Origin of the sequence: Rhodococcus spelaei, assembly GCF_006704125.1 — a bacterium.
In the GTDB taxonomy this organism is placed as follows: Bacteria; Actinomycetota; Actinomycetes; order Mycobacteriales; family Mycobacteriaceae; genus Rhodococcus_G; species Rhodococcus_G spelaei.
The window spans coordinates 315038-327172 of sequence record NZ_VIGH01000005.1 but is presented as its reverse complement, the minus strand read 5'-3'; the positions used below and the strand labels follow the sequence as shown (position 1 = coordinate 327172).

Below are 12135 nucleotides of genomic sequence, written 5' to 3'. Positions count from 1 at the left end.
TCAGACCCCCATTCCGGGGATCTCGGGGACCAGCCCCCACAGCGCGAAGGTCATCAGCACGTCGAGCACACCGATGGCGAGGATCGCGGTGCGCAGCGCGCGTCCGGCGGCCTGCCCGACGCCGGCTGGACCACCGGACGCGTAGTAGCCGTAGGCGCAGTGCACCAGCGAGACCACCGCAGCGAACACGACCGCCTTGAGCGCGGAGTAGACCAGGTCCTGCGGGGACAGTGCGAGGTGGAAGAAGTAGTCGTAGGTGCCCGCGGACGCTCCGTTGAAGAAGACGATGACCAACCGCGTGGACAGGTAGCTCGCGAGTAGTCCGACCATGTAGATCGGGATGACGCAGACCATCGCAGCCAGCACTCGGGTGCCGGCCAGGAAGGGGATCGAGCGGATCGCCATCGCGTCCAGCGCATCGATCTCGTCGGAGATCCGCATCGCTCCGATCTGCGCGGTGAATCCGGTTCCGACCTTGGCCGCCAAGGCGATTGCCACCACCACGGGCGCGAGCTCGCGAGTGTTGGCGATCGCCGAGAGCATGCCTGACATCGTGGTCATGCCGACGAGTTCGAGGCCGCGCTGGGTCTCGACTCCGAGCATCATGGCCGCGGCGAGCGACATGGCGAACACGATGCCGATGGTGCCGCCGCCGGAGAGCAGCGAGTTGGTGCCGAAGCTGACCTCGCTGATCTGGTTCAGCACGTGCTTGCGGTACTTGACGAGCGCGAACGGAATCGAGGCGACGGTCCGGCAGTAGAAGGTCACGTGCTTGCCGACGTCCACGAGCCCGCCGTACACCGCTCGGACCGGAGCGGCCGTGCGATACCGCACCCGGTGCATCGTGTCGTAGCCGACCATCAGTACGCACCCACCGCGGGCACGATCACCGTGTAGAGCGCGGACAGCGCGGTGTTGACGATGAACACCAGCGCGAAGGCGATGACGACCGCCTCGTTGACCGCATCGGCGACTCCGCGCGGGCCGCCCTTGGTGTGCAGTCCCTTGAACGTCGCCACCAGCGTCGAGGTGAGGCCGAACACCGCGGCCTTCACGAGCGCCATCACGAAGTCCGACATCCGCCCGTACTGACTGAATGTCGACATGAACGTTCCGGCCGGAAGATGCTGAACGTAAATGTGATAGAGGTAGCAGGCCATGACGCCGCCGAACGTCACCATCGAGCAGAGTGCGAGCGAGACGACCACCGCGGCCACGAGTCTCGGCGCGACGAGCCGCTCGACCACGTCGAGGCCCATCACCTCCATGGCGTCGATCTCTTCGCGGATCTTGCGCGAGCCCAGGTCTGTACAGATCGCCGACCCCGCAACGCCTGCCATCATCAGCGCGCACACCAGCGCCGCAGCCTGACCGACGATGATGAAGGCGACCACCGCACCGGAGTAGCCGCCGGCACCGATCCGGCCGGCGAGTTCACCGACCGAGACCGCAATGAACACTCCGATCGGGATCATCAGCAGCAGCGACGGGCCGGTACTGACCCGGCCGATGAACAGCGTCTGGTTGACCGTCTCGGTCAGCGACAGCCGACGGCGCAGCACCACCCGGATCAGGGCGACGAGCGACATCACCGCGAAGCCGATCAGATAGCCGCCCTGGTTTGCGACATCGCGAACCGGCCCCTTGGCTACCGGCAACTCGTATGTCACCTTCGGACTCCCCCCCGTTCGATACGACAACTGCCTGGCGCGATGCTCGTCGAACGCCTGAAGCGTCTCACAACGCGCAGGCCATCACAAGCACTATGTGAACGGTGATTCGCCTAGTTCCAACGCCGTGTTCACCACGGAGGAATGGAGAGTCGAACGAATTACCCACGCATTGACCAATCTTTGTCCGACCCAGCGGACCACGAAGTGAACCGAGCGTCGCGCCTCCACCATCCCTCGGTGCCGCGGCCGAGTGGCCGCGGCACCGACGCCGGACTCAACCGGCGGTGACCGTCAGCGAACCGTGACTCTTGCGCAGCTCCCACTTGACGACCTTGCCACTCGCATTGCGCGGCAATGCATCCACGACGACGAGGTCCTTCGGATGCTTGTACCGGGCGAGCCGGTCTTCGAGGAACGCCGTCAACTCCTCGAGGGTCAGATCCTCGCCCTGCAGCGCCACCACGGCCACCGGCACCTCGCCCCACTTCGGGTCCGGTCGTCCGATCACCGCCGCCTCCAACACCTTCGGGTGGCCGAAGAGTGCGTTCTCGACCTCGGCGCAGTAGATGTTCTCGCCGCCCGAGATGATCATGTCCTTCTTGCGGTCGACGACGAAGACGAACCCCTCGTCGTCCTGGCGTACCAGGTCACCGGAATGGAACCAGCCGCCCGCGAAGGCGTCGCCGGTCGCCGTGGGATTGCGCCAGTAGCCGCTCATCATCGTCGGTCCGCGGTAGACGATCTCGCCGACCGTCCCCACCGGCACGTCGTTCATCTCGTCGTCGACGATGCGCGCCTGGACGGTCGGGATCACCCTGCCGACCGAGCCCAGCTTGCGCAGCGCGTCCTCGCCGTCGAGGACGCAGGTGATCGGCGCCATCTCGGTCTGACCGAACACCGCCACGTTCAGCGCGTCGGGGAAGGTGTCGGCCATGGCGCGCAGCACCACGTCCGAGGCGGGCGCGGCGCCCCAACTGATCACACGCAGAGACAGATCACGTTGTCGCACTGCCGGTTCCGCACACACTGCCTGCCACTGCACGGGAACCAGGAAGGCAGTCGTGACCCGCTCGGCCTCCCAGACATCGAGCAGCTCGGCCGGGTTGAACGCCCCCAGCGGGTGAATCACGGTCGGAACGCCCAGTACCAGGCTCGGCGCCATGGAGCCGAGTGCGGCGATGTGGAACATCGGGGACGCACAGAAGCCGATGTCGTCGCTGCGATCCATCCGCAACGCCCGGATACAGGTCAGCGCCTGAGCCTGCATGTTGGCGTGGGACAGGACCGCCCCCTTGGGGCTCCCGGTGGTCCCCGAGGTGTACATGATCAGCGCGGGGGTTTCCTCCGGCAGGTCGACGATCGGGTGCGACACGCCCCGCTCGGCGATCAGTTCCTCGTAGCCGAGAACGCCCTCGCCGCCGGCCTGTCCGACCACGACGGCGGTGCGCAGGTCGGGCACCTGCGCGCGGACCGCAGCGACGAGCGGCGCGAGCGGGACGTCGGTGATCACGGTCTCGGCCCCACTGTCGGTGACGATGAAGGCCATCTCCGGCGGCGTGAGCCGAAAGTTGACGGGGACCGCGATGGCGCCGAGCGCGTTCACCGCGAGGACCGCCTCGAGGAACTCCGGCCGGTTGAGCATGACGAGGAGCACACGATCGCCGAACCCGACGCCGCGCCGGGCCAGGGCGTCGGCCAGCGCCTCCGATCGCGAGTGCAGCGCAGACCAGGTGGTACTCGCGCCCCGGAATCGCAGCGCAGTGGCCTCCGGACGCATGACCGCGTGCGTCGCGACCTGGTTGTTCCAGTGGTTCCGGCGAGAAAGCAGCGGCTGTGAGAGAGGATCGGGCGACATCGGTGTAGGTCCTTCCCTGTTACGGAGACTGACTGTCGGCGCGGGGGCCGCACCTTCCGGGTGCGCCAAGTATGGCAATCGAAAGGCCGATCCGCGGCAGTTTTGTTAACAAGAATTCGCATTTTTCGGACTGCACCGCACCGCCCGAACGCCGGCCGTCTGCGACCGCAGCATCGCCGCGCCACCCTCCCGAAAGTCGGCCGCCGCCAACAGTTCCACCTGCCCCTCGGTCTCGAGTTCGACCGCCTCGTCAATCCGGGCCAGGACGGAAGCATGGCCCCCCTTCGGGTTCGGCAGTCGGTCGTTCGCCGCAGCTTCCCACCGTACGAACTCCCACGCGGCGTGAATCGTGGTTAACTTTTATCGAACCGGGCTGCACCGCCAAGGGGCGAGTATCGTTGCTGGTTAACGAATTGCTGTTGGGTGACGGGACATTTGAGATCATCGAGGCTTCAACCGGAGTCGCTTTTGCGTCGGCGCAGCCTGACTCTCAGTTAAGATCTGGCTCAGTCAAGTCAGGAGAACCCGATGACCCAGTCGACCCGGAACCAGTCGGTTCCGGACTCCGTACCCACGCGGAAGCGCCCGAAGGACCGCAAGTCGCAGATCGCTCTGGTGGCAGCGCAGGCGTTCAGCGAACGCGGCTACCACGCCGTCGGCGTCGACGAGATCGCCGCAGCCCTCGGCATTTCCGGACCGGCGCTCTACCGACATTTTCCGAACAAGTACGCACTGCTGGTGCAGGCCTCGATGAGCACGGTCGGTTCGCTGCGTACGGCCGCGGAGGGCGCCGTCGACGCCACGGAGGACGCCGCACCGGACGAACGGCTGGATGCAATCCTGCGTGGCCTGATCACGACGACCGTCGAGAACCGCCGGACCGGCGGCCTCTACCGCTGGGAGGGCCGCTATCTTCAGCCCGCGGACCGCGACCGTATGCGCGGCGACTTCGCCGAACTGAACCGCCTCATCACCGTCCCGCTTCGCGAACTGCGCGCGGATCTCGACCAGTCCGACGCCCAGATCCTTGCCGCGTCCGCGCTCAGCGTCATCGGCAGCATCACCGCGCACCGCGCGCCCCTGGCGGGTCGCCGTCTCGAGAAGCTCCTCCTCGGCACCGCGCGGGGGGTGCTCCGCTGCGACCTCGGCGCCGCGCCGGCCGCTGCGTCGACCATCGAGGAGCCGGCGGCGGGGCGCGGCCTGGCCGTCACGTCCAAACGCGAACTGCTGCTCGGCGAGGCGATGAAGATCTTCAACGAGCGTGGATACCACGAGTCGAGCATCGAGGAGATCGGTGCGGCGGCAGGCATCAACGCGTCCAGCGTGTATCGGCACTTCCCCAGCAAGGCGGACCTACTCGCCGCCGCGTTCTACCGCGCGGCCGACCGACTCGCGATGGCCACCGCGACCGCGCTCGGCGCGTCCACCGAGCCCGCAGAGGCGCTCGAACGGCTGTCCGCCGCGTACATCGACCTGGCCTTCGCCCATCCCGAGGTGCTGTCGGTCTACTTCGCCGAGATCGGGAACCTCCCCGCCGGCGAACGGACGAACCTGCGCAACGTGCAACGACTGCACATCGAAGAGTGGGTGCACCTGCTCACCGGCGCCCGCCCGGAACTGGCGCCGACGGAGGCGCGGTTCCTCGTGCACGCGGCAGTCGGGCAGGCGCTCGACGTCGGGCGGCTGATGCACTTCGACACCAGCGCCGAGGCCCGCGGGCAGATGCAAGCACTGATGCTGACAGTGCTCCGCAGCTGAGCCCAGCGGCGTCGCACGACCGCGACGCCGCTCGAGTACGAATCTCAGCCGTGGCGGTAGTCCGAGTCGGCGCCCAGATCGCTCGGCCGGTAGCCGACGGGGTAGCCCGGATAGGTCCGGTTACCGGGCTCGCGCGTCGACCTGGACGTGGCTCGTCGCGGGAACAGCAGCAGCACCTTGGCCCGCCCGGCGAGCGACGCGTCCGCGACCGACCTGATCCACCCCGGAGCGGAGCGGAAGCCGAACGCCGAGAGCATCATCGGGTCGAGCATCGCATTGACTCCCACCCCCACCAACGGTCGGAGCGGGCGCGGGAACCAGGAGCAGAACAGATCTCGCGTGTAGGTCCCGATCGCGTGATTGTCGTCGGTGTACCGGAAGTGGTCGCGCTCGTAGTCCATCTTGAACCGGTGCAGTTCCTGGAAGTCGTCCGGGATCTCACGAATCCCCATGCGCAGGCCCACCCCTCGGTAGAAGTGGAACGCGGCGAGTCGCTCGTGCGGATGCAGCCGGCGCCATCCGTAGCGGTCGATCCAGTCCAGCGGCTCGTAGATGAAGGTGGTGAGCACATACAGCATGTCCGCGTTGTCGATGTCGTACTTGCCGTGCATCCGGTTGACCACCCGGAGCGACTCCCGGCCACGGGCCGAGTCGTAACCGTGCTCGACCAGTTCGGCCATCAGCAGCGCGGTGTCGTCGTACCGCTTCTGCGGCCGCTTCTCGAACTCTCCGGTCTTGCGCAGCAACGCCGAGATGGTCGGGACACAGTAGGTCCGGAACAATGCGAACTCGAGGGAACGCGTGTAGTCCCACGGGAATTCGAATCCGGCAGTGATCCGGTGGATCTCCTGGTGGTCGGCGACCGGGTCGAGCTGCTCTATCCGGCGCAGCCAGCCGTATCTGCCGCGCGGCACCGAGTTCCGGTCGGTCAGCAGCACCGTTCTCACTTCCGTCCGTGCCGGGCGCGCAACATCCAGGCCGCAATCTTCATGTCACGCGGCTTGCGCTCCATCGTGAGCAGGTTCAACGGCGCCTTGTACTTCTGGCGAGTCACCGACTTCACCCGACTGAACTCGCGCAGGCCGTCCGCTCCGTGGATGCGGCCGAAGCCGGACTCCCCCACTCCACCGAACGGCAGCGCAGGCACCCCCGCGAAGCCGAGGACGGAGTTGATGGTCACCACCCCGGAGCGCAGGCGCTCGGCCGCCGCCACCGCGCGGCCCCGATTGCGGGTGAAGACCGAGGCACCGAGGCCATATCCCGACGCGTTGGCCTTCGCCACCCCGTCGTCGAGGTCGGCCATCCGGTTGATCACGACGGTCGGGCCGAAGGTCTCCTCGGTGACCGCGATGCTGTCCTCCGGAACGTCGGCGAGGATGACCGGCTCGACGTAGGGAGCGCGCACCGACTCGGGCCCGCCCAGGACCGCGGTCGCGCCCTTGGCGAGAGCGTCCGCCACCTGCTCGGTGACCACCTCGGACTGCCTACCGAGTGTCATCGGCCCGTAGGAGTCGTGTGCCCCGCCGCCGAGGCGCAGACGCTTCGCCTTCTCCGTGACCTTCTGCACGAACGTATCGAACACCTTGTCCGCCACGTAGATTCGCTCCACTCCGACGCACGTCTGGCCGGCGTTGCCCATCGCACCGAACACGGCGAAAGTCGACGCCTCCTCGAGGTCGGCATCCGCGTCCACGAGCATCGCGTCCTTGCCACCGCACTCGGCCACGATCGGGGTGAGGGTCTCGGCGCAGGTGGCCATGACCTTCTTCGCGGTTGGGGTCGAGCCGGTGAACGCGATCTTGTCCACACCGGACCGGCAGAGCGCCGTGCCGGTTGCCCCGAAACCGGTGACCACCTGCAGCACCGGCTGGTTCGGCACGAGGTCGTTCCACTTGCCGACAATCCAGGCCGCGACGCCGGGGGTGAGTTCACTGGGCTTGAACACCACCGCATTTCCCGCGGCGAGGGCGTAGGAGATCGATCCCATCGGGGTGTAGAGCGGGTAGTTCCACGGTCCGATCACGCCGACGACGCCGAGCGGTTGGTACCGGACGGTGGCCTCCTGATTGGCGCTGACCAGGCCGGCCGACACCTTCCTGCGGCCGAGCACCTTGCCGGCCTTCTTCGACGCCCAGTCCAGGTGCTCGACAGTGAGCATCACCTCGAGCAGGGCGTCGTCGGCGGGCTTTCCGGTCTCGGCCGAGATGACCGCCGCGAGGGACTGCGCATCCGCGGCAATCGCCTTCTTCCAACTCTGCAGCCACCCCTTGCGGCCGTCGAATCCGATGTCGTACCACCACTGGGCTGCCCCGCGGGCCCGCTCGACCACCCGCGCCACCTCGGTCTCGCCTGCCACCGGATAGCTCGCGAGCAGCTCACCCGTGCGCGGATCGAGCGACTCGACGATCGACGGACCCTCGGTGTCCGCGCCCCCCTGTGGCGCGGACACCGAGCGATCGTCGGTCGCGGTCTCACTCGGCTGCTTGGTGGTCCGCTGGGGCATGGCTGGCTCCTCCGATGTCTGTGGCTCGGCTACCGACGACGGTTCGTCGACATGAACCTTTGCCGAACGACCGCAATCCGTATGCAGATCACATCAAATATATGTGATTTGCTGTAGCGTGGTGGGCATCACAGTAGGCCGCGCGGCATCGGTCGACAAGACCCCGCGCAGCCCGACCCCCGAGACGACAAGATCCGGACCGACTCGACCGACGGAGATCACCGAGATGAGCATTGAGTTCAGCACCGAACAGCGGGCGTTCGGCCAGGCCGTCGCCGACTTCTGCAAGCGAGAGGCAGGTACCCGCGAGAAGCGTGACCAGCTCACCGACCGCGGCGCCCACAATCACAATCAGGGCCTCTACGAGAAGATGGCCGACCTGGGATGGCTGGGACTGACCGTGCCCGAGGCCTACGGAGGATCCGCGGCGACCATGGTCGACATGTGCATCCTGCTCGAGGAGACCGCGCGTGGGATGGCTCCGATCGGTGCCATCGGGCCGACCCTGATCACCGGTGGGGCGTACGAGAGGTTCGGCACCGCCGAACAGAAGGACAACGTACTGCGCGGCATCGTTCGTGGTGCATCCCAGTCGATCTCGATGTCCGAGCCCGAGGCCGGTTCCGATGTAGGCAATCTGAGCACCAAGGCGGAGAAGACGTCCGACGGCTGGCTGATCAACGGCCAGAAGACCTGGTGCTCGAACGCTCACATCTCCGAGAACATCCTGCTGGTCGCGCGCACCAGTCGGGGCGAGAGCAAGCACGAGGGCCTGACGATGTTCCACGTACCCGCGGACACCGCCGGCCTCAAGATCAGCGCGATCGAACTGATGGGCGGCCAGAAGGAGACCAACGACCTCTACTTCACCGACTGCGAGTTGCCCGCTGACGCAGTGGTCGGCGAGGTCGGGGGCGGCTGGCGGCAACTGATGACCGGGCTGAACTTCGAGCGGCTGATCCTCTCGGCGATGATCCTGGGCACCGCCGAGCGGGCGTTCGAGGACACCCTCGGATTCATCACCCAACGCAAGCAGTTCGGTCGGGCCATCGGCTCTTTCCAAGCGCTGCGACACCGGATGGCCGACCTCGCCACCGAGATCGAATGCACCAAACTGCTGGTCTACAGCGTGGCCCGCGAGGCGGATGCACATCCGGACAAGATGCTGGCCCGCGAGGCGTCGATGGCCAAGCTGAAGGCGACCGAGACAGCCAAGCGCGTTGCACTCGAGGGCATGCAGATGATGGGCGGCTACGGTTACGCCGCCGAGTTCGACATGGAGAAGCACGTCCGTGCAACCCTGGTGTCCACGATCTTCGGCGGCACCAGCGAGATCCAGCGCGACATCATCGGCAAGACGTTCGGATTGTGACCGCGGCGGCCGCGTGGGCTCGGCCCGCGCGGCCGGTACCGCGACAAACCCGCGAGGGGACCGCCCGCCTGCGCCTATGCTGTCTGGCGTGAAGAAGGAGCCTCGATGACCACCTCCGCCACCTCACGCAACTCCGGGGGACGCGGGCTGCGCCGCCGGCCGCAACTGTCCGACGACGTCGCCGTGCACGTGCGGGGACTCATCATGTCGGGCGGCGTGCGGCCCGGCGAGTTCATCCGACTCGACGAGACGGCCGCCGAACTCGGGGTGAGCGTGACCCCGGTGCGCGAGGCCCTCCTGACGCTGCGTGGCGAGGGGCTGGTCGAACTGGTGCCGCACCGCGGCTACGTGGTGGCCTCGCTGACCCGCGGCGACATCAACGACCTCTTCTGGCTGCAGGGCCAGATCGCCGAGCAGCTCGCGATCCGCGCCACCCCCGAGGTGACTCCGGAGATTCTCGACGAACTGCGGTCCGTCAATGCCGATCTTGCGCAGGCGGTCTCGGAGTCCGACGCCGGCCGGATCGAAGATCTCGAGTTCAGCTTCCACCGGGTGCTCAACCACCTCGCGGGGGCCAACAAGCTGTCCTGGTTCCTGCTCAACGCCATCCGCTACACCCCCGTGCACTTCTACTCCGGCGACCGCGGGTGGGGCGAGGCGGCGACCGCCAGCCACACCCGCCTGATCGACGCGCTGGCGGCCGGTGACGCGGACAGGGCTGGCCGGGAGACCCGAGCCCACTTCACCGATGGCGCGAAACGTCTTGTCGCACACTTGGAGAAGGCCGGCATCTGGGACTGAGCGGCCGCTGCCGGATAGAGCGAGCCCCCCGCGGACCGCAAGTAGGTGTCGATTGCATGGCGTGCAGCTCACTGGGAGCCGACAACGAAGCGGGCGAGGAAGGCCCCTACGTCATCATGCAGTGATCAAAACCGGAGCAGTCTCGGATGCTCCCGGTCGCAACCAAGAGCTTGACGAGCGGCACTCCGACCACGGCATCGAGAGCGATCACGGGGAATGAAATCAACGGGTTGGCCATGGTAGGCGAGGAAAGGGCGTCAACGGATCCGCCGGCCTGGACAGATCCGGTTGGCGATGCGGACGCCAGACCCACCCCGGAGGCGACGCCACCGGCCAACACGGCCGAGACGACAACCACCGATGCAACACGACGTACGTTGAAACTACCCATTCCGCACTCCGATCAAATCGACGACCACGATGGCGCCAGTAGGCACCGGACGGCTGCAAATGCCTACGCCTGGGCATGACGATATCAGCATCGACCGAGATGAAGTACGAATATCTTTCTTGCACAATATAATTCGTCAAACACAACGCGTGCACCCTCCGACCTCCGCCAAGCGAGGTCCTTGAGCGAACCCCGACAGTCTCTCTACTGAGCCCAGTGAGGACTCCTTCACGAAGGTTGTGGGTGACGTCGCCCCGGACAGAGCCCCGCCGATAACGAATTCAACCTCGACACCAGCGGCTACCAGACGACGGCGATGATCACGTTGGCGACGGCGAGGATGCCGATGGCCTGGGCGAGGGTCACGGTGGAGGTCGCGACCGCCACACCCGACTCGCTCGCGACGGTCGCCTTCTGCTGACGCAACCCGACCACCGCCAGCACCAGGATCACCACGGCAATCACCAGTTTGACGGCGACCTTGGTGTGGTTGAGCGTCGCGTCGTTCGCCTCGTTGAGACCCACGAGCGCGAGTCCGGACACAACCTGCAGGATGGCGCCGTGCAGCATCCCCGGGATCACTCGCGGCGCCCTGAGCACGGTCATCCACGAGCCGATGATGGCCGCGAGGCCGATGAAATGCAGGATCAGGAAGATGTCGATTGCAGCGGTCATACGTGAAGTTCACCATCCGCGGGCCGGACACGCACGCTTTCGCCGCACCCAGTCTGCGGTGTCGACATCGAAGTTCCGACGTCCGGTCAGTACGAGGGGGGTCCACAGGTGATCGGGAAGTTCTCACGTGTCATGATTCGACACAGTGGGGTTTCATGGACCGAGCTCCCCGCGCCCCGAAGGAGTGCACCCACTCCGATATCAACTGCAGCAGAACCAGAATCGAGTGCCGCCGATCCGGTGTGCACTCCGTAGACTTCGAGTGCCGCGGTGGTCACCGCGATCGGCGGGGCCGTCGGGGTGGGCGACATCGGCTGCGTGCCCCACGACTCCTGGGAACCGCTGCAGGTCCATTCGACATGCCAGTTTCCCGCGCGGCCGGCGTTCAGAACGACGACACCCAGGTTCGCCCCGTAACCGGGCCGGGTTCCGCCGATCCAACTACTCGCGGGGCCCGACACCGTCTCCTGGTTCGAATCATCGTCGAGCTGAGCTGAACATGTGACCGGCTGATCGGTGTAGTTGAGGAAGGACACGTGCACGTCGTAGCCGTATCCGATCGCCTCCGCCTTGACGCCTGCGGAATCGGCGACAGCGGGAGTCGCGAGCGCGCACGCGAGCAGCGGTGCCGAAGCCACGGCGACGACCACCGCGGCGGGGATTCGCTTGTTCAATTCGGAACTGCCTTCCATTTTGCGAGGACCAGCCGGACCGAGCGAAGCAGATCATGAATCAGTCTATGCTGCACCGGTTTTCGAGCTACCACAGGACAAGCAGAAGCCGGCCCCCGAACACAACTTCCGGGGCCGGCTTCGCGTGGGACGGCTACTGCGCGACGTCGCCCGCCATCGCCTCGATCAAGCTCTTCGGGCGCATGTCGGTCCAGTTCGTCTCGACGTAGTCGATGCAGTCCTGCCGCGAGGCCGGGCCGTGTACCTCGGTCCAGCCCGCGGGGATCTCGGCAAACATGGGCCACAGTGAATGCTGACCCTCGTCGTTCACCAGGACCAGGAACTGGCCGTTCTCGTCGTCGAAGGGGTTACTCATCGATCTACCTCTCTCGTCACTGCACTTGTCGCGCCATTGTTTTCACGATCTGTTCGCTGC

At 66.4% G+C, this 12135-nt stretch carries 11 protein-coding genes; 3 read left to right on the top strand and 8 right to left on the bottom strand.

Annotated features, from left to right (window positions below; all coding sequences use genetic code 11):
* The 3 genes from FK531_RS13535 to fadD5 form a co-directional block, all read right to left on the bottom strand.
* Entirely contained in the window at positions 1-861 is an 861-nt protein-coding gene (locus FK531_RS13535; RefSeq protein ID WP_142100123.1) for an MlaE family ABC transporter permease, read from the bottom strand.
* Positions 861-1670 (bottom strand): MlaE family ABC transporter permease, encoded by an 810-nt coding sequence (locus FK531_RS13530; protein WP_142100121.1) that lies wholly within the window; start codon positions 1668-1670, stop codon positions 861-863. The genes FK531_RS13535 and FK531_RS13530 overlap by 1 nt, the downstream gene beginning before the upstream one ends.
* Positions 1671-1947: 277 nt before the next feature.
* Entirely contained in the window at positions 1948-3528 is a 1581-nt protein-coding gene (gene fadD5, locus FK531_RS13525; RefSeq protein ID WP_142100120.1) for a fatty-acid--CoA ligase FadD5, read from the bottom strand.
* Positions 3529-4056: 528 nt separating this feature from the next.
* Between fadD5 and FK531_RS13520 the strand changes: the two genes are divergently transcribed.
* The gene (locus tag FK531_RS13520; protein ID WP_142100118.1) at positions 4057-5286 is read left to right on the top strand and encodes a TetR/AcrR family transcriptional regulator; all 1230 of its coding nucleotides are present in this window, start codon (positions 4057-4059) and stop codon (positions 5284-5286) included.
* Positions 5287-5330: 44 nt separating this feature from the next.
* Here the strand turns inward: FK531_RS13520 and FK531_RS13515 are convergent, their stop codons facing one another.
* Both FK531_RS13515 and FK531_RS13510 read right to left on the bottom strand, forming a co-directional pair.
* A complete protein-coding gene (locus tag FK531_RS13515; RefSeq protein WP_181762944.1) occupies positions 5331-6233 on the bottom strand; it encodes an oxygenase MpaB family protein in 903 nt (300 codons plus the stop codon).
* Positions 6230-7789: an aldehyde dehydrogenase family protein gene (locus FK531_RS13510; RefSeq protein WP_142100114.1), complete on the bottom strand. Its 1560-nt coding sequence runs from the start codon at positions 7787-7789 to the stop codon at positions 6230-6232. The genes FK531_RS13515 and FK531_RS13510 overlap by 4 nt, the downstream gene beginning before the upstream one ends.
* Before the next feature lie 226 nt (positions 7790-8015).
* On the opposite strand from FK531_RS13510, the gene FK531_RS13505 reads away from it, so the two are divergent.
* Both FK531_RS13505 and FK531_RS13500 read left to right on the top strand, forming a co-directional pair.
* The gene (locus FK531_RS13505) at positions 8016-9161 is read left to right on the top strand and encodes an acyl-CoA dehydrogenase family protein (protein ID WP_142100112.1); all 1146 of its coding nucleotides are present in this window, start codon (positions 8016-8018) and stop codon (positions 9159-9161) included.
* Between the two features lie 105 nt (positions 9162-9266).
* Positions 9267-9962: a GntR family transcriptional regulator gene (locus FK531_RS13500; protein WP_142100110.1), complete on the top strand. Its 696-nt coding sequence runs from the start codon at positions 9267-9269 to the stop codon at positions 9960-9962.
* A gap of 691 nt (positions 9963-10653) precedes the next feature.
* On the opposite strand, the gene FK531_RS13495 is transcribed toward FK531_RS13500, so the two are convergent.
* From FK531_RS13495 to FK531_RS13485, 3 genes are all read right to left on the bottom strand, one after another.
* A complete protein-coding gene (locus FK531_RS13495) occupies positions 10654-11028 on the bottom strand; it encodes a hypothetical protein (RefSeq protein ID WP_142100109.1) in 375 nt (124 codons plus the stop codon).
* 86 nt (positions 11029-11114) lie between these two features.
* The gene (locus tag FK531_RS13490; RefSeq protein WP_142100107.1) at positions 11115-11702 is read right to left on the bottom strand and encodes a hypothetical protein; all 588 of its coding nucleotides are present in this window, start codon (positions 11700-11702) and stop codon (positions 11115-11117) included.
* 151 nt (positions 11703-11853) lie between these two features.
* Positions 11854-12075: an MbtH family protein gene (locus FK531_RS13485; protein WP_142100105.1), complete on the bottom strand. Its 222-nt coding sequence runs from the start codon at positions 12073-12075 to the stop codon at positions 11854-11856.
* Between the last annotated feature and the right edge of the window lie 60 nt (positions 12076-12135).

Coding starts and splice junctions, on each gene's coding strand:
- FK531_RS13535 (WP_142100123.1), bottom strand. CDS start 861: ATGGTCGGCTACGACACGATGCACCGGGTGCGGTATCGCACGGCCGCT.
- fadD5 (WP_142100120.1), bottom strand. CDS start 3,528: ATGTCGCCCGATCCTCTCTCACAGCCGCTGCTTTCTCGCCGGAACCAC.
- FK531_RS13520 (WP_142100118.1), top strand. CDS start 4,057: ATGACCCAGTCGACCCGGAACCAGTCGGTTCCGGACTCCGTACCCACG.
- FK531_RS13510 (WP_142100114.1), bottom strand. CDS start 7,789: ATGCCCCAGCGGACCACCAAGCAGCCGAGTGAGACCGCGACCGACGAT.
- FK531_RS13505 (WP_142100112.1), top strand. CDS start 8,016: ATGAGCATTGAGTTCAGCACCGAACAGCGGGCGTTCGGCCAGGCCGTC.
- FK531_RS13500 (WP_142100110.1), top strand. CDS start 9,267: ATGACCACCTCCGCCACCTCACGCAACTCCGGGGGACGCGGGCTGCGC.
- FK531_RS13495 (WP_142100109.1), bottom strand. CDS start 11,028: ATGACCGCTGCAATCGACATCTTCCTGATCCTGCATTTCATCGGCCTC.
- FK531_RS13485 (WP_142100105.1), bottom strand. CDS start 12,075: ATGAGTAACCCCTTCGACGACGAGAACGGCCAGTTCCTGGTCCTGGTG.